The following is a 26,120-nucleotide window of genomic DNA, read 5'->3' as shown; positions in this document are numbered from 1 at the left end:
GCCATAAAACCATTATCTTTTTATGGACTAAAGTTACCTATTAGGGATGCCGACATGGACTTGCAACTGCATGGAATTTCTTTTTTAAAAAATGACAACTGCCTATCGAGCATTTGCAGTCGGTTTGCTGCTCTGTTTTTATAACACAGCATCTTCCGTCGAACTAGTCGCAAACCGGGACATCGATTCTGAGATCGTCTCACAGAATACTTTGCGCTCCATTTTCAGTATGCGTATGACCCAATGGCCTAACGGTACTCCCATCAGGGTCTTTGTTATGGGAGATAAAACCAAACAGCATTCCGAATTCACTAAACATATTTTAGGCGTCTTTCCACATCAGCTTCGTCGTGCCTGGAACCGTCAGATCTATTCTGGTATGGGGCAAGCACCAATCAAGGTTCAGTCCGAGACTGAGATGTTAGAGCAGATTGAAAATACGTCTGGAGCTATTGGTTATCTTCCCGAGGATCTTATCAATGAGCGCGTACGGAGACTCTCAGTTGAATAAGCACTGGATCGCATTGCTGTTAGTACTGCTATATCAGCCTATGAGTAGCGCGATGGCAACTGAGTTTGCTGAACTCAATCAAGCTTTGCAGATCCATGGCTTCCTGACTCAGGCTTACGTAAAAACCACTGAAAACAGTTTTTTTGGCGACAGCGAGGATGGTAGCTGGGATTTCCGGGAGTTGGGCGTCAACACTTCCTACCGGTTTTCACCTCAAATATTTGCCTCGGCCCAACTCCTCTCCCGTGATGCAGGAGAGATGTATGACGGCTCCCTGGACCTGGACTACGCGCAGATCGACACCACACTCTATATGCAGGACGCTGACCGTTTCGGAGTCATTCTGGGACGATATAAAAACCCCTTCGGCTTATACAACGACACTCGGGATGTAGCCGCAACCCGACCCAGCATTTTCATGCCCCAAGCCATCTACTGGGATCGTGTACGCAACATGGTACTCTCGAATGATGGTGCTCAACTGTTTGGCGATTTGCAGATCGATTCTCACCGACTCTCTCTACGACTGATTGGAGGCAGAACGCCAATTGATGAAAATGTTGAAAAGTCCTACCTGAACCCGGTACTCGATCCGAAACTAAAGCAGGATGGCCTGACAGTGGGTGGACGCTTACTCTACGAATGGGATGGAGGTCGTTTCAGACTCGCCTATAGCAGTGCCTCACTACAGCTTGATGGCGAAACAAACATGCTACCTGACGGCACCATAGATATCGACTACCGGGTAGTCTCAGCCGAGTACAACAGTGGCAATTGGAGCCTGACCGCTGAGTACATGCAGGAGCCTCTCGATTACACAGGTTTTGCCGGAGCACTTGATATTGCTGATACCACTCTGGATGGTTACTACCTGCAGGGAACCTACCGTCTGCGGGATGACCTGGAGTTGATCGCCAGATACGAAGAGAGTCATTATGACAAAGGGGATAAAAGAGGCGAAAAAACAGGTCAGAGATTAGGCCTGGATGCTCATAACTTCTATAGTAGATTTTCTACGCTGGGCATCCTCTGGGAGGCAACGGATGGACTGATTTTGCGCACTGAGTTCAGTAGGGTTGATGGAACAATTTTCCTCTCCAATCTGGAAAATCCCTCACCTAATGACAAGTCGCGTGAATGGAATCTATTCTCTCTGCTTATCTCCTATAGCTTTTGAGCAGTCAGATGCAATCTAACGAACTAAATGGAATTATCGATCAACATCAGGAGGAAAAGGATCTCTATTTTCTCAGTCTGAAATGGAAAGTCATGCTACTTTTCAGTCTGGTGGTTCTGATCATGAATGCCGGACTTGCAGGCATGGGATATCTACAACAACTCAAGCTATTCGACACCTATCAATTACAGATAAAAGAGCAACAGAACAGGCAGGTCAAATCACTTCTTGACACAAGTTTCTATCGCCTGGAACAGATCGCGTTGATGATCCCATCTCTTGCAGAAGCGGCGACTCAAACCAGCGACACGCCATTAAGTGAAAAACTACAGCGATTCTTCATGCATAGCGCAGTCACCCTGGAGATGGAGTGGGGACTTGAAGAGGCGGCATACTATAGCAAGGATAATATCCTGCAGTTTAAATGGCAGACGGGTACATTAGGCGACCCTTTCAAAGAGTTGGTCAGCTCAGTCAACAAATTAGAGACGCCGATGACTATGTTGCAATGTCATGTTCGCTGCAGTCAGTACGTCGCTTCACCGTTACTCTATAAGGGGGAGTATGCCGGAGTCATACTGGTAGGACGCTCTATCGCAGACCTGATCATCGAATTCAACGAACTGGCGAAAACTGACATTGCAGTGATCAGCCATATAGATAATGCTTCCCGCTTGAACACCCACTCTCGATTTTTAAATACCTGGGAACGATATATCAGTGCCTCAAGTAACCTGAAACGACTCCTCCCCCTGCTTCAGGACACCGCAGAAAAAGTCGACTTAAAGTCATTGATCGATACGGGTTATACCACCAACCACAACGGACAGGACTATACATTCAACCTGGTACCTGCAAGCAGCGATACCTCTGTGTTGTCTGCCGATTTCATCCTGGTGAGCAATATCACACCGGTAGTAGATCAGATTAACCAGGCCACCACACAATCAGTTCTTATTGGTATTCTGGGATTTATTCTCTCAGAACTGCTGCTGGCAGCAGTATTGTGGCAACCGATGAAACGTCTGCTGATGATCTCCGACAGCCTGCCACTACTGGCAAAAAACGCCTTTGACCAGGTACGCCAAACTCTCAGCTTAAAGCACCACAACTGGTATCAGGACGAGATCGATGTCGCCAGTGACTCTGCAATAGAATTAACCTACACCCTGGAGAGCCTCAACGAAGAGATCGCACACAATACCAACAGCTTGATCAAGCGCAGCAAAGAGCTTGCAACAGAGCGGGATTTCCTAAGCACTATCATGAACAGCGCCCAGGTGATCATCCTGACTCAAGATATTGAAGGTGCCATCCTGACCATGAATACAGAAGGATGTAAATTCATCGGCATTAAAGATTATCGGCGCAGCAGTGGTTTTTTCGGTGACTTGTTCATGAATGCTGAGGTTGCTGGCGAGATGCTTCCAGTTATGAACGGTCTACGGCAAGGCATGATCCATGTCTACCAGCATGATGCATCAGCCTTCTCATCAGACGGACAGAATAAAACCATATCCTGGGTACACTCTAACCTGATAGAAAAGCCGGTTGCAGGAATACCGGTGGTACTCTCCATCGGACTCGATATAACCGACCGGGAACTGGCGGAGCAACGCCTGGCTTGGCTTGCCAACCACGATCCACTTACCGAACTGAACAATCGCCGCTATTTTCAATCTGAATTTGAAAAAATCATTACCTTGGCTGAGCGCTACAACCACTCCAGTGCACTACTGTTTTTTGATCTTGACCAGTTTAAATATATCAACGATTCAAGTGGACATCATACTGGAGATGCCATGTTACAGATCGTTGCCAGAAAGTTGCGTGAGATTACCCGCTCAACCGACCTCATTGCCCGCCTGGGTGGTGATGAGTTTGCCATTGTAATACCAGAAGCGGACATCCCCTCTGCCACCATTTATGCCGACAAGATTCTGAGTGAGCTGAAGAAGATTACAATTCCACTAAAGGGGCATAGTCATCGGGTCTCAGCAAGTATCGGCATCGTCGCCTATCCCAATCATGGTAGCAATGCCAACGAACTGCTTTCAAATGCAGATCTTGCCATGTATCAAGCCAAGGAGTCTGGGCGGGATCGGTGGCATCTCTTCTCCAGCAGCGAACAGGCAAGAGAGCAGATGAGTGCCCGTGCCACCTGGAAAGACAAGATCGAACAAGCACTGACTGACAACCGCTTCATACTCTACTTTCAGCCAATCCTGGAGATCAGCAGCGGCATCATCTCCCACTATGAAGTCTTGATCAGAATGGTGGAAAAGGATGGTTCCATCTCCATGCCCGGGGAGTTTATTCCTGTGGCCGAACGCACCGGTCTGATTCATCGTATCAACCGTTATGTGCTACGTGCTTCTGTGGAAAAACTGGCCAGTCTCAATCAACATGATATCGATATAACCTTATCGATCAACCTGTCAGGCAGAGTCATTGACGACCCGGAACTTCTTCCTCAGCTGACCCAACTGGTGAACAGCAATGATATCGATCCTACCCGATTGGTTTTTGAACTGACCGAAACAGCTGCCCTTGCTGACGTCAATGCAGCTGAACGGTTGATGAGAGAACTACAGGCCATCGGCTGTCGTTTTGCCCTCGATGATTTTGGCGTTGGCTTCTCCTCATTTTACTATTTACGTGAGTTGCCTTTGGATATCGTCAAGATTGATGGCTCTTTTATCAAACAGCTACCAACCAACTCTATGGATCAAGTCTTTGTCAAGGCATTGACAGAGATGGCGAATGCTCTTGGAAAAGATACCGTTGCAGAATTCGTCGAAGACGAAGCGACTTTGAAACTCCTCAAAGAGATCGGTGTTATCTATGCCCAGGGTTACTATATCGGGCGACCTTCCCCGGAAATTCCAGTGCTTGGGTTTAATAGAAAAAACAGCGATTCTTCCCAGCTACAGACAACGCCTTAGCCGCACGACAAGGATAGGGTTATAATCATCCCGCTTAGGGCCTGTTAACACTAACACAACGCTATTGATGATCGGGCAACACTGTGGCTAAAAGAGAAATCGCCATTATCGAAGATGAACAGGCGATACGGGACAACTATATCGACTACCTGACACGTCAAGGTTACAACGTCAAAGGCTATGCATCCCGTTCTGAGGCCCTCTCAGCATTCGTAGATGTCCTACCTGATCTGGTTATCCTCGACATCGGTCTGGCTGATGATGTGGACGGGGGATTTGAACTCTGTAGGGAGTTACGTAGTCGCTCCACCAAGCTACCGATCATCTTCCTCACTGCCCGGGATAGCGATTTCGATACCGTTGCCGGCTTGCGTCTCGGTGCAGATGATTACATCAGTAAAGAGACCAGCCTACCCCATCTTATGGCACGTATCTCTGCGCTGTTTCGACGCATTCAGGCCATGCTGGAGCCGGTTAGTCAACAACAGCCTCTACAACGAGACGAACTGCAGTTGGATATCGACAGATTACTGGCGAACTGGCAGGGCACTCCTCTCAGCCTGACCGTCACCGAGTTCTGGATGCTTCACGCCCTGGTACGCCACCCAGGTCATGTTCGCAGTCGGGATCAACTTATGCAGGAGGCGCAGATCTATGTGGATAGCAGCAGCATCTCCACCCATATAAAGCGTATTCGGCGAAAATTTCAGGAGATCGATCCCGATTTCACTCAAATCGACACGGTTTACGGCGCTGGATATCGCTGGAAATCCTGATACGGGCTGGCATGCAAAACTCCCCCAGCTTCTTTCGGTCACTGCGTTTTAAGCTGCTGCTGGCGTCATTCACCCTATGGCTCATCCCCTGGGCCGGTTATCACTATCTCCAGGGCATGGAGAGTACCCTCAGGCAAGCCCAGGAGCGCTTGCTCATGAATCGTGCCGAGATCCTTGCCAATATGCTTGCTTCAGAGGCTGACGAATGGCTGTTACTGAACCCAGCTGATTCCCCAGGCTCGTCCAAATCACTCTACGCCTTCCCCCTGTCTGAAACACCGGTTATCGATGGCTACGATGAAGATTGGCTCGAATTCAAATCACAATCAGAACGATTCAGTGCCCGCAGTGCGGTAAATCAGGCTGTCGCTTTCGATTGGCTGGCCGGTTTTTATGATCAAAGTCTCTATCTGCTGATTGAGGTCTATGATGAGCAGCTGGTCTATCCACGCAACGAACGTCAAATCAAGGCAGGGGACCATCTGATACTTGCCATTCCGGGATCTGAAGGTAAAACCCGACGTTTCCTGCTAGGCACACCATCTCCGGGCTGGGTCAATGTACAAGAGGTTGGAGGCAACACCACCCAGTCGCGCATTTTTGGTGAGTGGCAGGAGACCGGCTCAGGTTACAGAGTAGAGCTCTCTATACCCCGCACTTTGATCAATGGACGACTCTCACTGGTCGCCGTTGATATCGACCAATTTGAGCAGCAACCCGTTGGCATTGCCTCCACATCCGGCTGGCTCAACGACCATAGCCTAGCCTATCTCACCCTACCAACCGCAAAGGCCGAACAATGGTTAGAGGGTATGGAGAGCCAACGCCATCGTTACACTTTGCTCAACAGAGAACGTCAGGTAGTTGGACGCCATGGCACCATCGCTGCACTATCAAACGATGGAGATAGCCTGCCACAACGCCTGGCCTCACTACTGTTAATGGAGTCTCCTGAAGAGCCATTCGAAAAACGGGAGAAACTTGGTCGCCTGGATGGCCCCGAAATTCGTAAGGCACTCTCTGGAGAGGGGGCTGTCTATCGATACAACGCCCCTGGTACAGAGCTGATAATGCTTTCGAGTGCATATCCGATAAGGGTCGATGGATCGATTCAGGGTGTTTTGATCGTCGAACAAAGTACCCAGGAGATACTGCTCCTGCAGCAGAGCGCTATTGAAGATCTGCTGCTGATCAGCCTGGGGCTGTTCATTATCACCGGCGGCAGCCTGCTACTGTTGGCCTCATCCTTAACCAGCCGCATAACCCGTCTCAGCCGTAAATATCAGCAGTCGGTAAGTAGGGATGGGCGCATCCTCATGACGTTAACTGCAACAGACGAGGGAGATGAACTGGGTCAACTCGATGTCAGCCTGAGCGCCGTTTTGAAACGAACAAAAGATTATAGCCACTACCTTGAATCCATGGCATCTCGACTTGCCCATGAGTTTCGAACACCCTTGACTGTGATCCAATCCTCCCTCGAGAATCTTCAAGCCGAGATCGAGTCTGATCCTCACAGCGGATCAAATCACTCTACCGCTTTGACCTATGCCATGCGTGCTCAAGAGGGCACACGCAGGCTTAATCAAATACTGACTCGCTTGCGAGAAGCCACAAGGTTGGAGCAGGCACTGAATGACACAGAATTGGTAAAAACCGATCTCACAGCCCTGTTGAGCGCACTTTGTCAGGGATATGCAGACAGCTACCAGGAAGCCCTGTTTGAAGCCAAACTACCCGACCGACCTATCATCACCCACATCTCCCCCGATCTGATCAGCCAGGCTCTGGATAAGATGATCAGCAATGCAGTCGATTATCATCGGCCAGATACACCAATCTGCATCGAGTTGGATATTCGGAGTGGAGGTCTGGTAACCCTTAAAGTGATCAACCAGGGGCCACTACTCGATGAAGCGATTCAGCAAAATATGTTCAACTCAATGAGCAGCCAACGACCCAGTTCCCATCGACAAGATCCGCACCTGGGACTTGGCCTCTACCTGGTACGTCTGATCTCTGAATTTCACCAAGGCCGTGCCTGGGCCGAGAACCTGGACGATGGCGTTTGTATTGCTATCGAGCTGCCACTTCAGTGAGAGAGTGAGTTATAACTGAAATAGAGTCACTCCATATCAATCTGAATACCCCGCTCACTCAACCAATCCTTGAAGCGGGCTATTTTCATATCAAGTGAGCAGGTCGGAGGTAATCTATCAAGATAATAACCAAACTCTTCCCGAAGCTTGATCTGCTCATCTCTATCGAGACATTCCCAATCGATCATTTTAACCCCGAAGATAACTATTAAGGGCACCTCTGTTTATTTGAAGTGCCTCTTAACACCAATGTAACAGCCTTGGGTTAAAATCATTTTACAAACGAACTATTTTATTTTTTAAGAATTTCTGATTATTTATAGAATCGGTGCACGTTGTTCAATAGTAGTTTAAGCAGTTGTTACAGATGATCGATCTAAAAAAGCATCTCCTCTCATTCAAGCTCTGGTTGCTCTCTCTGGCTAGTGCCCGTTTAAAAAGGACAACTCGGGATGGTGTAGTCAGTCGAATCGATATCCTGCTTCTGGCAATAGCCTGGGGAAATATCGGATATGCAGCGGGTATCTCCTATCTGCGTCATGTCGGAGAACGTGCATTAAAGACCCGTGGTCCCATTCTGGAGTGCGGCTCTGGTGCCACCACCCTACTGATTGCCGCTTTGACTCAGAGAGAGCAGCGTCAATTCGTAGTATTTGAACATAATCGGGAGTGGTTCAAACACCTGAAACGCATTCTCCAAAAACTGCGCTTAAACCATGTCGAGTTGATCTACGCGCCATTAGCCGACTATGGCGATTATCGTTGGTATCAGATCCCCTCAAATGATAAAAACCTGACATTCGAACTCGTTATCTGTGATGGTCCACCGGGCAGTATTCCTGGCGGTCGTTATGGACTGCTACCAATTATGGAGAGGCAACTTTCGAACGACTGCATCATTCTACTGGATGATACTCACCGAATAGCAGAGCAACGTATCATCACCAGCTGGCGTAGACAGCGCTGTTTGAAGAGCTGCCGAATGGGCTATTTTGGCACCTATTCAGAGGTGGAGTTCTGTTGAGACAGTTCATGGTGCGGCAGGGCCGCACCCTACGACTCTACATAGTTTGTTGGCTACGGCGTGGCCCCGCTCTAAAGCATTTCAGCGGAAAAAAGAGACGCCAGCGACCTACCGTTAATAACCGACGGGTAGGGTGCGGCCCTGCCGCACCATGACACATCAGAAACCCATAAAACAACCAAAAATATCAGTAAGGATAGTCCGCCAATCCTGGATTACCCTTCACACCAACCAATTTAGGTGTATTGAGTTTGTCGATCTTGACGGTTTTCTGATCACGCAGATATTTCGCCACCACATCCCAGATCGGTTCACCTGGGGATTTGGAACCGACAGTGGCCCAACCGGAAACCGTGTAATTTTTACTCGCCTCAACTTTGGTTCCATCATCCAGGGTCATATCGGTTATGCGCTTGCCAAAACCAGCACCAGGTTCACAGACATAATCGAGTCCACCTAAGCGCACCATGTCACCACCCTGTTGATAGTAGGGGTCCTTGTTGAAAAGATTGTCACAAACATCCTCAAGGATTGCCTTGATCTCACTCCCCTTCATCTCCCTGCGATAGGTCTCAGGATAGGTGATGCAGGTCTGATCCATGACATTGTCCATGGTTATCTTCTGACCTGGGAGTACCGTTGTACCCCAACGAAAACCCGGTGAGAGGGAGATCTGAGCATCATTCACAGTAGTCAGTGCATCACAGATCACCTGGTCAAAGGTACCGTTGAAGTTACCCCGACGGTAGAGTGTCTCTTCGGTAACTGCCAGCTCCTCATTGAGCTGCTTCGCGTAAGGGGCCCGCACCTCATCGATATAAGCCTGCATCTGTTTATCTGCGGGCAGGATATTGGAAAATATCGGTAACAATCGATAACGAAAATCCCTAACTTTGCCACCCTTGACATCCAGATCCATAACGCCAAGAAACTTACCGTTCGAGCCGGCATTGGTCACCAGGGTCTTTCCGCCTGAGTTCTTAACAACGGTGGGAGCAGGCATACCATCATGGGTATGACCGCCGAATATCGCATCGATCCCGCTAACTCTGGACGCCATCTTAAGATCGACATCCATTCCATTGTGCGAGAGGACAACCACGACATCGGGTTTCTCATTCTCCCTTACGCTGTCGACAACATCCTGCATCAGATCATCCTGGATACCGAAGGTCCAATCGGGTATGAAGCGCTGTGGATTGGCTATTGGGGTATAGGGGAAGGCCTGTCCAATTACGGCAACACGGGCACCACCTACCTGTTTGATAACATAGGGCTTGAAGGCATTGCCTTCATCCTCGTCAAAACCTTCAAAATCGGAATAGTTGTAGTCGAATAGTGCCTCGTCACGAACCTTTACGTTCTGAGCGACAAATTCACCCTGAAATTCGTTGACGTTCTCAATCACCTCTTTGTCTAGATAGGTGAATTCCCAATGGCCTGTCATCACATCAACACCCAACCGGTTGCAGGCGCCGACCATATCCTTGCCTCGAGTCCAGTAGGCTGTCCCTGAACCCTGCCAGGTATCCCCGCCATCCAGCAACAGACTATTGCCAGGACCTCGGTCGTCACGAAGACGCTGCACTAAGGTCTTCAGGTGGGCAAAGCCACCTACCCTGCCGAACTTACCCGCTGCAGAATCAAAATCGAGATAACTGTAGGCGTGTGATTCGATACCACCTGGCGTGATTCCGAAATGTTTCAACAGATTGTCGCCAACCAGATGGGGCGCCTTATTGAAGGCATATCCAATCCCCAGATTGACATTCGGTTCGCGAAAATAGATGGGGTTGAGTTGGGCATGGGTATCAGTGATATGCATCAGTGAGAGATTGCCAAACTTGGGTACCTCATAGAGATCCGCGGGCTGCTTGGCAGCTGCGAAGACAGATGAAGGCATCATTCCGGCAGCTCCGGCAAGCCCCATCAGGCGTAGAAATTCACGTCTTGAAATAGTCATTCTTATCTCATCCTCCAGTTATATGGGATGCTGAACCCGCATGCCGCGGAACTGGCAGCTCTTGGGTTCACAGCTATCAACGTTTGAGGTACCTAGTGGTCGGAATTAGTCCGAATCCAATCGATTAGGTTGCCGGACTAAAAAAACCAGTTGAATCACCGGAAGGCGCCTGTTTGAAAAAAGCCCTCCAGCCATCCAACTGGCCGACATCCCCTCTCTTCGCTCCGGGCGTTCATGGGGAGGCGCTATTATCCAACCCTTTGTGGTCCCTTGAAATACCAACATACTCGACTGGTAGTTGTGGTTTTCCATAACTCATTTATTCAGAAGCCGCTCTTCACTATATTGGTCGCTGCGGGGCGATCACAAGTTTCCGGGTTGATCGTCTTGATCCGGCACCAGTGCGCGTATCTTTTCTGCCAGAGCAGTCTACTCCTGCTCCAGGGTCAGCATCATCCTCATCAGATGAGAGAGGGAGTCTGCCTGCATCTTCTCCATTACTCTGGAGCGATGGGCCTCAACGGTGGAAAGAGTGATTCCCAGCTGCTCTGAAATATTCTTATTACGCATTCCGCTGATGACCAGGTCAAGTACCTCCCGCTCTCTGGGTGTCAGCTGATCAAGATGCTCACGAATCTCTGACAACCGAGAGGCCTCTCCCCGCATCTTCGCGTCCATCTCAATCGCTCTATGCACACTATCCAGCAAAATCTGATCACGAAATGGCTTTTCGATGAAATCCACAGCGCCTGCCTGAACTGCGCGCACTGCCATCGGTACATCCCCATGACCAGTAATGATAATCACCGGCGGAAAAATCGGATACTCGTTCAGCTTCTCCTGCATATCAAGGCCACTCATACCTGGCATTCGGATATCCACCACCAGACAACCCGGCAGGGCGCCATCAAATCGATCCAGATATTCGAGTGCCGATGCAAAACAGATTACCGGCAAGCCAACCGATTCGAAGAGTAACTTCAATGCACTCCGCACCTCTTCGTCATCATCCACTACGAACACTGTTGGTATGCTTTGATCCATCGCGTTAACCTGCCTCCCCGACTGGCAAATTGAAACTGAACTCGGCTCCGGTTCGATAGTCCGGATTGATCGACAGTTTACCACCGTGCGCCTCAATGATCCCATAACTGATGGAAAGACCGAGCCCCATGCCATCAGACTTGCTTGTCACAAAGGGATCAAACAGGGTGGATTCCAGTTCTGCTTTGATACCCGGCCCATTATCCCTAACCCAGAGTCGTATAGACTCCTTCGAATCCTCTCTTGTGACGATGTGTAGTATACGTTCTCGGTCGCTCACTTCAGCCAATGCCTCTATCGCATTACGTGCTAAATTTAGAATTACCTGCTCTATCTGTATAGGCTGTGCAAGCACTTTCGGCAATGGCTTCTGCATATCCATCTCCAGTCGCACCTCCGCGCGGTTTATATCAGGGCGGATCAGAACCGCTACTGCATTGACCAAATCGTTAACATCCACCTCTGCATTTTCCAGTGGCTCTTTGCGTACCAATCGTCGTAACTGGCGGATGATCTCTCCCGCACGATCAGCCTGAGCGGCAATCTTCTCCATCACATCCACACAGACATTGATATTAGTTCTATCGGATTCGAGGATACGCATACTCGCCTGAGCGTTCGTAGAGATCGCCGTCAGTGGCTGGTTCAACTCATGGGCTATCCCCGAAGCCATCTCACCCAAAGTACTCAAACGCCCTGCCCGAGCCAATTCGATCTGATGTTTTTGAGCCTTCTCCTCTGCATTTTTGCGCCTGGTGATATCGCGAAACACCACAACACTACCAACGGTTTTGCCGCCTTCATCCCGTATAGGCGTACTACTGTATTCCACTGGAAAGCTGGTACTGTCCTTGCGCCAAAAAACATCATCAGAGATATATCTGGCTTCGTTATCACGAAAAGTCTGATAGACAGGGCAGTCCGTCGCACGATGAGGAGAGCCATCCTTATGAGAGTGGTGCAGGATCTCATGCTGATTTTGTCCGATCACATCATCCGCACCCCAGCCGGTGATCCTTTCAGCTGCCTTATTAAAAAATGTAGATCGACCGTTCATATCCACGCCGTAGATACCGTCTGCAACGGAGTCAAGAATTAACTCATGCTGTAACTCAAGGCGATCTTTCGCCTTCTGTAACTCGTTATTCAGTCGCATCACCCATAAGGTCATCACCACCATGAACAACAACATCAGCAACCCCCCCATTAACCAGTATCGATAGCGACTGATCGCATCCACCAAGGTAAATTTACCCAGATACTGGTAGGGGGGTAATTTCAATGACATAAAGAGATCGTGTACCGGCTGATAATCGAGCGGTATGGTCCAGCCCGCATAAGCTCCGGCCAGGGCAGCATGATGATCATGAGGCATATTCAACAGTGCCACTGCAACCTGTTGTGCAAGATTATCCGCAGTATGTGCGACCTTACTGAAAGGCCACTCGGGATAGAGCCGTGTACTCAGTGCAAAAGGAAATTCGCTAACCTTTTGGGGATTAATAATCCGGAAGTCTTTCAGATCGATGGTTCCAGCTGAGGCCATTCGCTCCAGGATGTCGGTTCGCACGGTACCAATATCCACTTCACCGTTTAAGACAGACATCACCACACGATCATGAATACCACCAAACCTAAGCTCCTTCAGGTCGGAGTAGGGATCGATGTCATGTTCAACCATTTCACGCATAGCCATCTGAAATCCACCCAGTGAGGTGGTATAGACTGCCATCATGGTATGTCCGCGAATATCATCAAGGGTATTGATTTCAGAGTGATCATGGCGGGTGAAGATTACCCCCCCAAAAATCTTGTAGGGCACATCGTTTCGTCGATTGTAGAGCGTGGCAATACGCGACACCCTGTATTTCACTTCAAGATTGACATATATCCCTGGATTGACCAGAACAAAGTCCACCTCCCCAGCAGCGACAACAGGATTGACCTCATCAAATTTCAAGGGCCTGATAATAAAATCGTGTAAGGGAATGCTGGCACTTAGATACTCTGCTGTTGGACCCCACATCCTCAGCGTCGCCTGATCCCCTCGATGGCTAAGCACACCGATACGGACAGTATCGGCATATACCAGTGAAGAGCAGCATAACTGTAGCGATAGTAACCCAAAGAAAAACAGGTAGCGGAATGAATCACCGAAAATGGTCATTCACTGAGAGTATGTGAAAAAGCTGATTCTGACAAGCTATCAGCCACTTATTGATAGTGGCGAGATGCCAAAGTGTACAACTGCCTGGGATTGTCACCACAGTTCAGCAAAGCTGCCGATTGGTATGCAGGAAACCCTGTAACAAACTATTTGCTCACCGGGTCAATCGCGTCAACGTCGATCTGTTAACGATTTCAACTTACCGATCAACGATTTTTCGTGAATCTGCTCACGCTCAATTTGCTCACGAATCAAGGCTTCCTGCAACTCGGCTTCACGCTGAAGTTTAGCCTCCTCCAGGCGTTGACGAATGGAGTTTCTTTGAGACTCATCTATCTCCAGGTCAACCATATTTGCGCGATTGCGCAGAAGATAATTACCCAGAGTATCGAGCCAGGCTTCATCCACCTTTTCCGGCTGAATGAGACTCTTCTCCACCTTAAAACCATTGAAATTGGAGACGAACATTCGTATGGAACCCAACTCAGGATCGGCCTGAAACAGAAAGTTCACCTTGACCTTTACACTCAGTTGTAAATTCAGACCAACAACCCGCTGTTCATGATCACGTATTGGCCACTCAGTATAACGCATTGTCTGGGCATCCAGAAAAGCGCAAGCCTCATCCGCCTTCGATTTGGGTGTAATCGCAAAAGTCAGTTCATTGTCAGAAATACAATTGAATCGTAATCGAACAACCCTTGTATTCTCTGAACTATCTGCATTCACGACATAGTCGGAATTCAGTAAACCTGTTACCTGACCTAGCCCGGGCAGGGAGTAATCGTGCCTCACCTCATGTTCAAGTATCTTCAACTGATCGGTCAGCTCGGAGAGATACTTCATGATGGATCGCATTGGGGATTTGAAACGCGACTGGTAGAGCTCTTCAAGTCTGGTCGCTTCGCAATTGGCGCCCTCAGCTTCTTGCTGTTTGCGGGCTTCCTCTTTTAATTTTTCCAAAAGTGACATGGCAGAGTCCTCTAACTTCCCTATTCCAAGGTTCTTCTGTAGCGCATATTCTATCGAGAAACCACCTCACAAACCAAATTAAATTATTAAGAATCTAATTCTGAAATCCATAGAGGGTTGCAATCTCATCCGCCCATAGCGTGTCATCTATGGTCTCCAGGATCAAAGGAATATCGTCAAAACGCTCATCCTGCATAATATAACGGAACAGTTCCCAACCAATCTTCCCCGCTCCAAGACTATGGTGACGGTCTACTCGTGCCCCCAACTCCGGCTTGCTGTCATTGAGATGCATACCACACAGGTATTTAAACCCGACGGTAAGGTCAAATTCCTTAAATGTCTTTTCACAGGCTGCAGCCGTACGTAGATCATAGCCTGCCACAAAGGTATGACAGGTATCGAGACAGACACCAATTCGGCTCTTATCCTCAATCCCATCAATAATGGTCGCGAGGTGCCCGAAATCATAACCTAAAGTGCTACCCTGACCAGCTGTGTTTTCAATAACTGCCGTCACCCCATGAGTCTGATCCAGACACCAATTGATCGAATCGGCAACCCGTTGCAAACTCTCCTGCTCACTAATTTTTCTTAAGGTTGCCCCAGGGTGAAAATTGAGCAGTGGCAGCCCCAACTGCTCACATCGCTGCATCTCTTCCAGAAAAGCAGATCTGGATTTCTCCAGCCCCTCCTTTTCAGGATGCCCTAGATTGATTAAATAACTATCATGTGGAAGCACATGCCGGCTTAATATACCGACACGCTTAAGGTTCGTGTTGAACGCCTCTATCGACTCTTCGCTCAATGGCTTTGCTCTCCATTGGCGCTGATTTTTTGTAAATAGAGCAAAAGCTCTGGCACCTATCGACTGAGCATTGAGGGGTGCATTCTGAACTCCCCCGGATGCACTGACGTGCGCACCAACATATTTCATCTGATAAACCCTAGGATCTATTGAGACTTCGATTATCCAGCTTTAAGAGCGCTTGGTTGGCGCCCAAATCTCTTGCCGGGTTCCAGAGAGATACTTTACCCAGGCTGTCAGTATCGATATGTTCACTGAGACAAAAAAGAGTGGAACCTTGGTTATCGGTAGTGCCTTTAAAACTGACTCATTCATTGCTGCTACCGCAGCGATCCCATAGAAAGCAATCTGCAGGATAAACAGAAACCCATAAAAACCATCGCCTAGCAGAAAGATATTGCTGACCAACAAGGAAATCAGGAAAAAGGGTACCAGCCATCTGATCAGTTTATGGGATATCAGATATAGGGAGAAACGGGGATATCTAAAGGGGTTTAACAGATTGGCTTTTTTGAAAAGAGCAGTAATGCCCCTTATGAAGGTACGTACCTTACGGTTAAACTCATCTTTCTGTGATTTTGCAGCTTTCATATACCCAAATGATTCGGATATTGAAATTGCCCTGTAGTCTTGTTCCACAGTATTGAGAACCGAATAAAAATCGGGGGCCACACCCTCTATAAATGGCGTGACTATCTCTCGTCTCTGGGCATAGAGAGATCCACTGGCCCCAACAATAGAACCTGTCGCAGACTCCTGTCTTCGCAGGAACAGTTCATATTTGCCATACAACCCCTCACCGCTATCTCCTTCGATGATATCCTCTCCAGAAACACAGCCGATTTCTGCTACAGCAAAAGGTCGTACCAGTTCGGTAATCGCCCTTGAATCTAGCATGATAGAGGCATCTGAAAAGACAACAACATCTCCAGTAGCCGCTTCCAATCCTGCATTCAGTCCATTCGCTTTGCCTTTTCTCTCCTCCAGTTCAATGAAGGTTATCTTCTTTAGCCCTTCATAGCCATGCACGATCTTCGCCGTATCGTCCGTTGATCCATCGGAGATGATCACCACCTGCAAATCACCAGAAAAATCCAACTCTCGCGTATTATCGAGCTTTCGCGAGATAACCGCCTGTTCATTATGCACAGGAATAATCAGAGAAACAGATATATCTGCTGGATAATCAAGGGATTTATAGTCAATTTTACTACTCAAAGCATTGACTAAGGACAACAGAATCGGGTACCCAAAATAGGCATAGAAAACCACGAAGAATGAGCCCCAAAGCACAAATTCCATAATAACTCTGTATATATAAAAAGTTTATATTGTCTTGGCGATTATGACATTTCTAAGCTCATTATGTAATAACCTTTTGCTATCTGGAGAAGCTTGAACAATCACCTGATTGGGCGACGTATACTGCAGCAGTTATCTCCCTTAGCAGTAATCAGGTAGAACCTGACCTGCTCTCAATCTCACTTTAAGTAATCCCATCTGCGTTGCAGGTAATTTGCCTCAAATAGGAGATCAGTAATAGAATAGCTTACACGGCACCACCTAAGCCTCGTGCAGCTTATACCTTGCTCGGTAGAAGAGCGATTTAACCTGAGCCAAAGTTATAATATCAATCATGGAATCCACTGCCGACTCTCACGATAAGAATATAGCGCTTTCGTTCATTATCCCCACAATGAATGAAGAGGAGAATATCGGGCGACTGATAGACTCAATCCATCTACACAACAAGCATATTGCTCACGAAGTGATAGTTGTGGACAACGGATCAACTGATAGAACCAGGTCAATAGCCGAAGAAAAAGGCGCCACTGTTTTGTTCGAGCCAGAATTGAACATCGCCGGCCTTCGGAATGCAGGCGCCACTAATAGCAGTGGAACTATCTATATCTTTCTTGATGGCGATGTAGAGTTAACTCAGGAGTGGTCTGAAGAGTTTCCTGTAACACGCAAGATGCTCGAAGAGGATAGAAATATTATCACCGGATCAAAATGCAGTATTGCAAACGAAGAGAACTTTCTTGAAAAATATTGGTTCTCCTCCAGTCAGGGAGAGTCAGGAAACTACATCAATAGTGGTCACCTTATCATTCACAAGGAACTCTTTGACAACATAAATGGGTTCAATCCTGACCTGGTTACAGGGGAAGATACAGATCTTTCAATAAGAGCAAAAACCACTCAAAACGCCAGAATCATCAATAACCAGAAATTGAAGGTCTTACACCACGGCTATCCGAATGACCTCTATACCTTTGTTAAGAGGGAGGCTTGGCATGGTACAAGAACCAGAAAGTTTTTCGATGTAATCTGCTGCTCGAATGTTCAATTCGCAACCAATATTTTTCTGATCTTACATCTCAGCTTAATCTTCACTGCCAGTATGCAACTGAGTCTGCTCTCAGTTGTCATCCTCATATCCATCGTTTTACTACTGCTTGCATCTGCACTCTACAAGTTTGGCCCTAAACCTAAACTGATCCTGATCAACAGTATAATATTCTACTTCTACTTCCTAGGCAGGAGCATCTCGATATTTAAGGTTTTATTCAAACTCTAATTGGAAGCTGTTTCAGACCATCTTGTTGTAGATAGAGGCCATCTTTTCCAAACGTACCGAAGAGTCAAATTTTTCTCTGATACGCTGCTCACCCATATCTACTTTTTGCTGATATTTCATAGGATTATCCAGAAATGATCTTAACTCATCGACAAGCTGCGACTTGTTATCGGCTTCGATCAAGGTACCCACATCCTGACTGTTGATTATCTCAGCGGTACCTCCCACATCTGTAGCTATTACAGGTACCCGCATCAGCATCGATTCGAGAACAACATTTGGCATACCCTCAGTTGATGAGGTTTGAATCACCAAATCGAGCTCACTGTAAACAGGCAGCATATCCCGAATAAACCCTTTAAATTCTACCACATTACCCAACCCCAGTGACTCTGTCAGCTTTCTGAGATGATTCTCATCTGGACCAATACCGATCAGAAGCAAACGAAAGTCATACCCCTCATCGACAAGTTGTTTGACAGCTGCTAACAGCAGCTCCTGGCGCTTTTCTGGACTTAACCTGCCAATCTTCGCAATCAGTGGCGTTTTGTTCGTAATATTCAAAGATTTCCTGATCTTACCGGAATCTTCAATATGATAGTTTTGAGTTTCAAGTGTGTTATGAACAGTAACCAGGCGAGTACTGTTCGGACGAAATTTTCTTAGTTTTTTCTGTGTCTGGTCGGAAACAGTAATCACCGTGTCGAAAAAATAGGACAACAGGAGCTTATCGGCAAATATTTCAATTTTTCGCAATAAGGTATTGGCAACCCATCCATGAGCAGTTGTGATAATGGGCACTTTTAATTTTTTTGCAGCAAACAACCCATACAGATTCGATCTCAGATCATGAGTATGAATAATGTCGATCGGGGTCTGCTTATTATATTCAAGAATCTGACCGATGATGGTGAAATCCAGGGTTTTGGACTCCTCTATCTCCAGACAGTCGAGACCATCTTCTCTTGCCTTATCAAGGTAATCTGACTCACGACGATTATCTGAGACAAAACTTGCAATTTTGATCTCGATCCCTTGTTCCTTTAAACCCCGTGCTACTTCAATTATTGTCCTCCCTGGACCATCACACCAGGGAGAATCTCTAATATCCAGTACAACAACTTTATCTTGCATTATTTGCACATTCTTCCCGAATTTTATTCCCACAAAGAATAACTTAGTTGTTTAAATCCGTCCTTTCATTTTAACCCTTACGACGATTTTGTAAATCTACGATTTAATGACCTCATCATAGACGCCACAGATACCATCAACATTTATATGAATTGTAAAATTATCCCGGAACCTCGTGTAGCCTGCCTCACCGAGCATTTTTCTGCGCACATCATCCCGAATCAGAGAATCTAATTTTGCGGCCAAATCCTCGACCGACTCTATATCAAACAACAACCCGGATTCACCATCTACAATAATCTCCTGTGGCGCACCGATATTCGAAACAATGACCGCCTTCTTTAAAGCGAGTGCCTCAATGATGACGATTCCGAAAGGTTCCGGCTCCACCGAAGTATGGACAAAAATATCAAATGAGTTAACGTAATCAGGTACATTTTTTTGATACCCGGTTATGACAATATGATTTTGTAACTGATGCTTTTCAATCAATCGCTCTATTTCATCCCGATAGGATGAATCTGTGATGGATCCAATTAGAAAACAGCTGAAATCTTCATGTTTTTCCTTCAGCAAAGCGACTGCCTCAACCAGCAGTTTTTGACCCTTCCAGGGTTTGATATTTCCAACAACACCAAATATCGTCTGCTCTTGTTTTAGATCATACTTGGAGTTCAGATAGTTCTCTTTAACCCCATCTGTAATTCTGTTTTCATTAATTCCATCGTAAATCAGCGTTATATTTTCATCTGAAACACCTTGATTAAGCAGGTTCTGTTTTACCGCTTTTGATATTGCAATGATTCTATCTAGCGAGCGACTGAACAGAAGCCCGAGCTTATTGATTCTTGGTTCAATACCACGCACATGTGAAACCACAGCAATTTTTAAAGATTTCGCTGCTATCAAAGCGTCATGATCTGTGGAAAATGTATTATTCAGATGCAATATATCTGCATTTTCCTGCTGCAGAATTTTTCGCCATTTGAATACTCTCAATACCATCATATTGAAATAGTTCACTGGCAGTCTAAAAACTCTTCGAAGTGGCGCAGGCAAATTCTCGCCAAACTGAGAAGCCTGGAACGGCTTTTCAATTCTTACCTTAAACCCTGTATCCCTGAACTCTGAAACCAGATCATTCTCTTCGTAGAAAACCACAGTGGCATCATAACGCTCTTTATCAAGCGCACGACATATTTCCAGTAAACAGTAGTGTGATCCACCGATAGTATGATCAATGCAATGTTCCAAATAGACTATTTTTGTCTTTTTCAATTTTGCACTCTCTTCAGTAACGGTTTGATTTTATCGTATATACCCTGCCTTTCACTGGCAGTAAATATAATCCAGAAGGAGATAGCCAAATAGATCAATGATGCCCCTGCGACAACTGCAAAGAAAACAGCCAAACTGTCAAATTGAAGATAATGTTTAACATACAAAACCATTCCCAAGAAAGGTATTGCAGCAATGATTGGCCTGATATAGCCCAATAGGTAATATTTCAGCAGATCCATACCTATCACTCTAGTCGTGTAAATAGGCAATATAATGGCTGTTAATATTATATGTGGAATGGTTGTACCCAATGCTACACCCGCAATACCGTAGATCTGCAAAAGTACAATACTCAGAATCAGATTGGTTATAGCTTCACCAATTCTAAAAAATGCAAGCATTTTGTGTTTATCCATCCCATACAAAACGCTGGAGAGTGTTTGGTGGGGTGCGGAAAATATTTGTGACACAGCAAGTATCATTAACACCAATCCAGACAACTCTCTAAACTCTTCACCCATCCAAAGTGCGATGAATTCACCACCGAGCACGATGAATACCAAGGCAACAGGAAATGAGATAAACAGGGTCAGTTTAGAGCCGTCGACAACAGTCTTCTTAATACGCTCCTGGTCATCCAATGCACTATAGTGGGCTACCATAGGCATCAGTACCTGAGCTGTAACGACAACCAGCTTTCTCAAATATTCGATTAAAGTCCCGGCGATTGCATAAAAGGTGACTGAGGCAACCGGCATAAAAATACCAATAACGATAGCGTCAGTCATAAATACAATTTTCTGGCCCAGATTATTGATCAAGACAAAAGCGCTATAATTCACCACCTTCCTGGCAACTTTGCGTAATCCTGCATCAAGTCTGAATCTGAGTTTAAATTGCACATCATGCTTGCTGGCAGCAGATTTTGCAGAGTGGAGCAGATAGAGCCCACCCAAAAAGCCGAGGATCATTTGACTGGCTGCCATTGCCACAATCGTATACCCAAGCTTCAGCAGTATCACAAAAGCTGCCGCTTTCGCGAGTGTTGTCAGAATATTTACAACATTGAAAATGTCATAACGCTGCAACCCCATCAATACCCCTGAAAAAATATTGAAGATAAAGAATTGTGCGATTGTCGCTCCAACCAATAAAACGGTGATCGATGCCACTTTTGCTATAGATTCATCAACACCAAAAATCTCAGAAAAATAGAGTGACAGCACTATTGAGACAAGAATTGTTCCAATGGATATGAAAAAGTAGATAATAAAAGAGACACTCAACACCTCTTCCAATATCTTAGGGTCTTTCTTGGCTATTGAATGAGATGTATATCGAATGACCGATTCACGAACACCAAAATCAAACAGATACATATAGCCTGTAAACTGATTGATAATGGTCCACACACCATATAATTCATTGCCTAAATTGTGCACAACGAAAGGTGCAAGAAAGAAAGAGACGACTATTGAGATTAATAGACCGGACCAATTCGAGAATAGGTTTTTTATTATCCTGCTCTTTTCCATTTTAAATCCAATGAGCCGTTTATAACTACAGCTTATTCACAATCTCACAAATACGCTTTGCATCATTGTCTGTGACAAAGGCATGGGTAGGTAGTGTTACGATCTCTCGTGCCACACGTTCAGCACCTGGACATGCCTCTCTGGTTACCAGATGCGCCTCTATTTCGGATAAGAGATTCAAAGGTTCCGGATATGAGGCTGATATACCATACTGACGATACTGTGTTAACAAATCTGAACGCAGATCACCATCATGAACCAGTATTGGATATCTAAGATAAACTGGCTCTGTGGATTCCAGTTTGGCTATTTTAGATACGCCGCTACCCGGATTAAGGGTCTGTTCGTAGAATTCGCCGCGTGAAACACGTGATTCAGTAATCAGCTCCACTCTGTCAAATTGAGCAATCGCCAAGGATGAGAGAAACTCTGGATAGGCCTTGACTTCAACCTCAGTTTCAAACCTTGTCTCACCCAGCCCGGAAAAACTGATATTTGCAGGTATTTTGTAAGCATAAGGATTGAGAAACAGAAAATAGACAAAGACTTTCACAAACTCTATAAATTTGCTTTTGCTGCTCAGATCGGAAAGCTGCTCTGAGGCCTTATCCAGATATTCAGCAAGCTCACTATCATTCGTCACAATCAATCCACCCTGCATTGAGGTGACATTCTTGCCCTTGTCTAAACTCAGTATACCCGCATATCCATAAGTCCCCACATGGCGCCCATCTATCTTTGAATTGAGTGATTGCGCAGCATCGTCAATCAATAGCACCCCATGTTCCATAGCAACTCTCTCAAGCGCCCCCAAATCATTCGGCAGGCCGTATAGATTGGCACTAACAATTGCAGCTACCCTTGAAAAATCTATTTCACGCAGCTTTTGCAGGTCATAGGAGAGTGTCTGCGGATCGATATCACACAGCCTGATTTTTAACCCTGCGTTTATGGCTGAGCTTGCCACAGAGTAGCAGGTATATGCCGGCAGGATGACCTCATTTCGCTCTCCATGCTTACCGTGAAGCGCCTTGACAACTGAAAGCAGCTCAGTCATCGCGCCTCGACCTGTCGAATAGAGAAAACTGTACTCCCTATTCAGCAACCTCTTGACCATATTCTGGAGCTTGGCCCTATCTCCAGAACCACTGAGTGCAGAATAGAACCAGCTAACCAGTTCAAATAGTTTAATTGGTGAGCCAGTAGGAGAGAGGTGTTTCAACATATGAGGTTCTAGGGAATACTCTTAGAGATAAGGGGGCCGATCATACTTACGACAGGTAGTGGCAGTTTTTTCCACACATCAATGGCTATCTTATATTTTCTATTATCCACATTCAGCTGAGGCATCTCACCGCCCTGTGGCATGTGGTATTGCCAGTAGAGCTGCTTCATTTCAGCATTCCATTTCTTTTTGAATGCCTCACCTGTTGAATCGGCTGTAGATCTGCCAAGATGGTAATCAACACATCCCATCTCACAGCTGTCCTTGATCATCTCCCAGTATAAGGCGTAGGTTGGCTGAAGTTTGCGGAACTCCTGTACAGTACCCATCCACATCCCCTCAACCGTCTTTTTGTAGTAGCCATTCAACGCCACACAGATCGGCTTGTCTCCCAGATAGGTAACAAAGATCTTGATATCATCTTTTGAGAAAAGATCGAGCAGTTTCTGAAAGTAGCCTTTTTTATAGAATGGCGTACCGAGGTCTCGCCAGGAATGACTCATTACCTGGTAGAAGTCTTCCAGTAATTCGGCATGGCCTGAAACCACACGAATGTCATTCTTATAGACCCTTCTAATATTGGTTCGATGCTTCGATTTGAAAGCCGACCAGAGCTTTTCATGATCATCTTCCAGCTTGATCGACATGGAGACTTTTTTAGTCGATTCAGGCAGTCCCAGAGGTGAACTCTTCGTCGTCCTCAATTCCAGATAATCCACCTGATGCTGGTCAGCGAGTGAAATTGCATGTTCTATCAACGCTTTTTCGGTTTCGATTGAGTCTGCGCAGGCGCCGCCAAAGTTAACAAAGGGCATGGAACACAAAATCTTGCCAAAAAGTCGGCTCTCTATCAAAACCAGGGGCAGCACCCCATCTACCTGTTTACTATCTTGCGACGCTATCGAATAGACCTGATGCCCAAAATGGGTTTCATTCAACTCCTGCCATTCAAATCTCTGGTAAAAATTGGCTTCGGTGGCCCTGTTCAGATAGTCATTCCATATCTGCCTGCTTTCCAATGTACTCGACAATAACTTAATATCTGACATTTCACCTGATCCGAAAAATTTTGTATCCGCCGATATTACTACGGAAGTATCCCTTAAGTGTCATCACTACCCACTCTACTGGATCAACCCAGACCAGATCCAGTTGAGCTATTTCACCCTCTTCATGTCAAGTGAATATGACACTACCGTGCCGCTTATCGCCTGAAGCGCGCTCTCTTACATAGAACTCATATTACCAGAGTTGCCTACCCATAGCGTTACCCCCCTGTAGAAAAATGGCCCAATCGTCCCGTTCTCCAGATGGATAGCTGACTTAATCACTACACTCATGATTTAATCACTTTTCGAGAAACAAGCTTTGATTGGTTCTGAATCGAGTGTGTAGTGAGATAAAACCCAGATTCAATGCCAAAAACGCACTTAATCCCCCCACTCCTTGAAGCTTTTCATGCAGAGCTTGAGCCTTTCTGTCAAGCTGCACCAAATCACGAATTGATCAGAGTAACCCTAGGAAATATAATGACTGGCTGAAAGCACAATGCGTTCTCCAGCCAATCATCAGTTGCAGCAGTTGCAACTCACCCGAGTCGAGCAGTCAGCAACACCATGCTTTTTTTTATTTTTCTATTTTTGATTACAAGCGAATATGTTGGAATCGGCCACTACTTGCCGATCTACAGCAAGCTTCCTATTACACTGGGATTGGCAGCACTGCTACTGTTGGCCGTTGTCAGCAAAAACAAAATTTCCGATTTTTTCAAATATAAACCTGCCAGTTATACCCTGGTTTTCGTCTTATTGACCGGGTTTGCCATGTTTCATGGCTTTGTAAGAAGCAGTGCTGTTGAGCCATTTAAGGTTCAAATTGGCTATTTCATCTACACCATAATCTGTGCCTACCTGATCAGTGATAAAAAGAGCTTTAGAACCTTCACTCTGGTATTTACTATCGCCCATGCAGCGCTGGTCATCATCAATGTGGATAAGCTGGGTGCCGAACGGGTTGGACACTACCTGGCAGGCTTTTTCCTGGGGGATGGAAATGACTTCGGCTGGTCGATGAATTTGGCCTTCCCACTCGCCCTACATCTTGCCTCAACCACCAAAAGCACCCTCTATAAATACCTCTACTTTGGCTTGGCCGGTATCATTGTAATAGGCATTATTGGTACCCAGTCACGGGGTTCCTCCCTGGCTCTTGGAACAGGGCTTCTCTACTACCTCATCTTTATCTCCAGCAAAAAGCTCGCTGGTTTCTCGCTGTTAGGCCTTATTGTCCTTGGTGTTCTACTATTTTCACCAGCCGACTATTTCTCGAGGATGGGCACCCTGGCCAACTACGAAGAGGATACTTCTGCAATGGGCAGAATCAAAGCCTGGGGTACTGCTACAGAGATGGCGATAGATCATCCTATTCTTGGTGTGGGTGCGGGTAGTTTTAACTCTGCATATGGCAGAATATATAGAAAACCTGATGACCCCGTCAGATGGATATCGACACACAGCGTCTATTTCAAGGTTATCGCAGAGTATGGATTTCCTGGCCTAATCATCTACTTACTGACTATCTGGCATACCATTAAAGTCAACATGAACAGTTTGAGTTTAATCCGGCAAAACCAGGATAGAATAGATATCACACCAATATGGCCACAAAGCCTGATCTGGTCCACACTCGCCTGGAGTGTTTGCGCCGCCTTCCTGACCGGCTATCTCTACCCACATCTCTTTCTGCTTATGGGCCTGACCATTGGTATGCACAGAATGGTATCGCGTGAAGTGGCAGAGGCAGTGGAGCCCCTGGAGGCTGTCCCAGTAAAAAAGGTTCGAAAATTCTGAAACTTACACAACTTAAATTGGCTATAAGC

21 protein-coding genes are annotated in these 26,120 nt (G+C 46.4%); 9 read left to right on the top strand and 12 right to left on the bottom strand.

Annotation, left to right across the window (positions count from 1 at the left end; genetic code table 11):
* Window positions 1-91: 91 nt before the first annotated feature.
* The 5 genes from AC4IFB_RS16250 (at window position 92) to AC4IFB_RS16230 (ending at window position 7,508) form a co-directional block, all read left to right on the top strand.
* Window positions 92-511 (top strand): substrate-binding domain-containing protein, encoded by a 420-nt coding sequence (locus AC4IFB_RS16250; protein ID WP_490780721.1) that lies wholly within the window; start codon window positions 92-94, stop codon window positions 509-511.
* Window positions 480-1,688 (top strand): TonB-dependent receptor, encoded by a 1,209-nt coding sequence (locus tag AC4IFB_RS16245; protein ID WP_490780720.1) that lies wholly within the window; start codon window positions 480-482, stop codon window positions 1,686-1,688. Before AC4IFB_RS16250 ends, AC4IFB_RS16245 begins: the two co-directional genes overlap by 32 nt.
* An 8-nt stretch (window positions 1,689-1,696) precedes the next feature.
* Window positions 1,697-4,633, top strand: coding sequence for a bifunctional diguanylate cyclase/phosphodiesterase (locus AC4IFB_RS16240; RefSeq protein WP_490780719.1), 2,937 nt, complete (start codon window positions 1,697-1,699; stop codon window positions 4,631-4,633).
* Window positions 4,634-4,716: 83 nt separating this feature from the next.
* Entirely contained in the window at window positions 4,717-5,409 is a 693-nt protein-coding gene (gene pdsR / locus AC4IFB_RS16235; RefSeq protein WP_490778368.1) for a proteobacterial dedicated sortase system response regulator, read from the top strand.
* Window positions 5,410-5,420: 11 nt separating this feature from the next.
* Window positions 5,421-7,508: an ATP-binding protein gene (locus AC4IFB_RS16230; RefSeq protein WP_490780718.1), complete on the top strand. Its 2,088-nt coding sequence runs from the start codon at window positions 5,421-5,423 to the stop codon at window positions 7,506-7,508.
* A 26-nt stretch (window positions 7,509-7,534) separates the two neighbouring features.
* Here AC4IFB_RS16230 and AC4IFB_RS16225 read toward each other — a convergent pair whose 3' ends face one another.
* Window positions 7,535-7,696 carry a hypothetical protein gene (locus tag AC4IFB_RS16225; RefSeq protein ID WP_490778370.1) on the bottom strand — a complete coding sequence of 54 codons (162 nt, stop codon included), beginning with the start codon at window positions 7,694-7,696 and terminating at the stop codon, window positions 7,535-7,537.
* A 179-nt stretch (window positions 7,697-7,875) separates the two neighbouring features.
* Here AC4IFB_RS16225 and AC4IFB_RS16220 point away from each other — a divergent pair, with 179 nt between their 5' ends.
* Window positions 7,876-8,532: a class I SAM-dependent methyltransferase gene (locus AC4IFB_RS16220; RefSeq protein WP_490780717.1), complete on the top strand. Its 657-nt coding sequence runs from the start codon at window positions 7,876-7,878 to the stop codon at window positions 8,530-8,532.
* Window positions 8,533-8,719: 187 nt separating this feature from the next.
* On the opposite strand, the gene soxB is transcribed toward AC4IFB_RS16220, so the two are convergent.
* The 3 genes from soxB to AC4IFB_RS16205 all read right to left on the bottom strand — a co-directional run bounded on the left by soxB (window position 8,720) and on the right by AC4IFB_RS16205 (window position 13,706).
* Window positions 8,720-10,495, bottom strand: coding sequence for a thiosulfohydrolase SoxB (gene soxB / locus AC4IFB_RS16215; RefSeq protein ID WP_490776652.1), 1,776 nt, complete (start codon window positions 10,493-10,495; stop codon window positions 8,720-8,722).
* 429 nt (window positions 10,496-10,924) lie between these two features.
* A complete protein-coding gene (locus AC4IFB_RS16210) occupies window positions 10,925-11,539 on the bottom strand; it encodes a response regulator transcription factor (protein ID WP_490776651.1) in 615 nt (204 codons plus the stop codon).
* A 4-nt stretch (window positions 11,540-11,543) separates the two neighbouring features.
* Window positions 11,544-13,706 (bottom strand): PhnD/SsuA/transferrin family substrate-binding protein, encoded by a 2,163-nt coding sequence (locus AC4IFB_RS16205; RefSeq protein WP_490776650.1) that lies wholly within the window; start codon window positions 13,704-13,706, stop codon window positions 11,544-11,546.
* 13 nt (window positions 13,707-13,719) lie between these two features.
* On the opposite strand from AC4IFB_RS16205, the gene AC4IFB_RS16200 reads away from it, so the two are divergent.
* Window positions 13,720-13,848 (top strand): hypothetical protein, encoded by a 129-nt coding sequence (locus AC4IFB_RS16200; RefSeq protein ID WP_490776649.1) that lies wholly within the window; start codon window positions 13,720-13,722, stop codon window positions 13,846-13,848.
* A gap of 29 nt (window positions 13,849-13,877) precedes the next feature.
* Here AC4IFB_RS16200 and AC4IFB_RS16195 read toward each other — a convergent pair whose 3' ends face one another.
* The 3 genes from AC4IFB_RS16195 to AC4IFB_RS16185 all read right to left on the bottom strand — a co-directional run bounded on the left by AC4IFB_RS16195 (window position 13,878) and on the right by AC4IFB_RS16185 (window position 16,788).
* On the bottom strand, window positions 13,878-14,678 hold the full coding sequence (locus tag AC4IFB_RS16195; RefSeq protein WP_490776648.1) for a hypothetical protein: 801 nt from the start codon (window positions 14,676-14,678) through the stop codon (window positions 13,878-13,880).
* 94 nt (window positions 14,679-14,772) lie between these two features.
* A complete protein-coding gene (gene nfo, locus AC4IFB_RS16190; protein WP_490780716.1) occupies window positions 14,773-15,615 on the bottom strand; it encodes a deoxyribonuclease IV in 843 nt (280 codons plus the stop codon).
* Between the two features lie 42 nt (window positions 15,616-15,657).
* Complete coding sequence (locus tag AC4IFB_RS16185) at window positions 15,658-16,788, bottom strand: glycosyltransferase (protein WP_490776646.1); 1,131 nt, start codon at window positions 16,786-16,788, stop codon at window positions 15,658-15,660.
* Between the two features lie 334 nt (window positions 16,789-17,122).
* Between AC4IFB_RS16185 and AC4IFB_RS16180 the strand changes: the two genes are divergently transcribed.
* Entirely contained in the window at window positions 17,123-18,067 is a 945-nt protein-coding gene (locus tag AC4IFB_RS16180; RefSeq protein ID WP_490776645.1) for a glycosyltransferase, read from the top strand.
* A gap of 12 nt (window positions 18,068-18,079) precedes the next feature.
* Here the strand turns inward: AC4IFB_RS16180 and AC4IFB_RS16175 are convergent, their stop codons facing one another.
* The 5 genes from AC4IFB_RS16175 to AC4IFB_RS16155 form a co-directional block, all read right to left on the bottom strand.
* Window positions 18,080-19,201, bottom strand: coding sequence for a glycosyltransferase family 4 protein (locus AC4IFB_RS16175; protein WP_490780715.1), 1,122 nt, complete (start codon window positions 19,199-19,201; stop codon window positions 18,080-18,082).
* Between the two features lie 96 nt (window positions 19,202-19,297).
* The gene (locus tag AC4IFB_RS16170) at window positions 19,298-20,479 is read right to left on the bottom strand and encodes a glycosyltransferase family 4 protein (protein ID WP_490780714.1); all 1,182 of its coding nucleotides are present in this window, start codon (window positions 20,477-20,479) and stop codon (window positions 19,298-19,300) included.
* Window positions 20,476-22,017 (bottom strand): lipopolysaccharide biosynthesis protein, encoded by a 1,542-nt coding sequence (locus AC4IFB_RS16165; RefSeq protein WP_490776642.1) that lies wholly within the window; start codon window positions 22,015-22,017, stop codon window positions 20,476-20,478. The genes AC4IFB_RS16170 and AC4IFB_RS16165 overlap by 4 nt, the downstream gene beginning before the upstream one ends.
* Window positions 22,018-22,042: 25 nt before the next feature.
* The gene (locus AC4IFB_RS16160) at window positions 22,043-23,242 is read right to left on the bottom strand and encodes a DegT/DnrJ/EryC1/StrS family aminotransferase (protein ID WP_490780713.1); all 1,200 of its coding nucleotides are present in this window, start codon (window positions 23,240-23,242) and stop codon (window positions 22,043-22,045) included.
* Window positions 23,243-23,250: 8 nt separating this feature from the next.
* Window positions 23,251-24,291, bottom strand: a complete 1,041-nt coding sequence (locus AC4IFB_RS16155) for a FemAB family XrtA/PEP-CTERM system-associated protein (RefSeq protein WP_490780712.1) — start codon at window positions 24,289-24,291, stop codon at window positions 23,251-23,253.
* Window positions 24,292-24,858: 567 nt separating this feature from the next.
* Between AC4IFB_RS16155 and AC4IFB_RS16150 the strand changes: the two genes are divergently transcribed.
* Entirely contained in the window at window positions 24,859-26,091 is a 1,233-nt protein-coding gene (locus tag AC4IFB_RS16150; protein WP_490776639.1) for an O-antigen ligase family protein, read from the top strand.
* Window positions 26,092-26,120 lie beyond the last annotated feature (29 nt).

This window comes from Candidatus Thiodiazotropha sp. AKIB8 (genome assembly GCF_058244675.1).
This window is presented reverse-complemented; position numbering and strand designations above follow the sequence as displayed.

Coding starts and splice junctions, on each gene's coding strand:
- AC4IFB_RS16250 (WP_490780721.1), top strand. CDS start 92: ATGACAACTGCCTATCGAGCATTTGCAGTCGGTTTGCTGCTCTGTTTT.
- AC4IFB_RS16245 (WP_490780720.1), top strand. CDS start 480: ATGAGCGCGTACGGAGACTCTCAGTTGAATAAGCACTGGATCGCATTG.
- AC4IFB_RS16240 (WP_490780719.1), top strand. CDS start 1,697: ATGCAATCTAACGAACTAAATGGAATTATCGATCAACATCAGGAGGAA.
- AC4IFB_RS16230 (WP_490780718.1), top strand. CDS start 5,421: ATGCAAAACTCCCCCAGCTTCTTTCGGTCACTGCGTTTTAAGCTGCTG.
- AC4IFB_RS16225 (WP_490778370.1), bottom strand. CDS start 7,696: ATGATCGATTGGGAATGTCTCGATAGAGATGAGCAGATCAAGCTTCGG.
- AC4IFB_RS16220 (WP_490780717.1), top strand. CDS start 7,876: ATGATCGATCTAAAAAAGCATCTCCTCTCATTCAAGCTCTGGTTGCTC.
- soxB (WP_490776652.1), bottom strand. CDS start 10,495: ATGACTATTTCAAGACGTGAATTTCTACGCCTGATGGGGCTTGCCGGA.
- AC4IFB_RS16210 (WP_490776651.1), bottom strand. CDS start 11,539: ATGGATCAAAGCATACCAACAGTGTTCGTAGTGGATGATGACGAAGAG.
- AC4IFB_RS16205 (WP_490776650.1), bottom strand. CDS start 13,706: ATGACCATTTTCGGTGATTCATTCCGCTACCTGTTTTTCTTTGGGTTA.
- AC4IFB_RS16195 (WP_490776648.1), bottom strand. CDS start 14,678: ATGTCACTTTTGGAAAAATTAAAAGAGGAAGCCCGCAAACAGCAAGAA.
- nfo (WP_490780716.1), bottom strand. CDS start 15,615: ATGAAATATGTTGGTGCGCACGTCAGTGCATCCGGGGGAGTTCAGAAT.
- AC4IFB_RS16185 (WP_490776646.1), bottom strand. CDS start 16,788: ATGGAATTTGTGCTTTGGGGCTCATTCTTCGTGGTTTTCTATGCCTAT.
- AC4IFB_RS16180 (WP_490776645.1), top strand. CDS start 17,123: ATGGAATCCACTGCCGACTCTCACGATAAGAATATAGCGCTTTCGTTC.
- AC4IFB_RS16175 (WP_490780715.1), bottom strand. CDS start 19,201: ATGCAAGATAAAGTTGTTGTACTGGATATTAGAGATTCTCCCTGGTGT.
- AC4IFB_RS16165 (WP_490776642.1), bottom strand. CDS start 22,017: ATGGAAAAGAGCAGGATAATAAAAAACCTATTCTCGAATTGGTCCGGT.
- AC4IFB_RS16160 (WP_490780713.1), bottom strand. CDS start 23,242: ATGTTGAAACACCTCTCTCCTACTGGCTCACCAATTAAACTATTTGAA.
- AC4IFB_RS16155 (WP_490780712.1), bottom strand. CDS start 24,291: ATGTCAGATATTAAGTTATTGTCGAGTACATTGGAAAGCAGGCAGATA.
- AC4IFB_RS16150 (WP_490776639.1), top strand. CDS start 24,859: ATGCTTTTTTTTATTTTTCTATTTTTGATTACAAGCGAATATGTTGGA.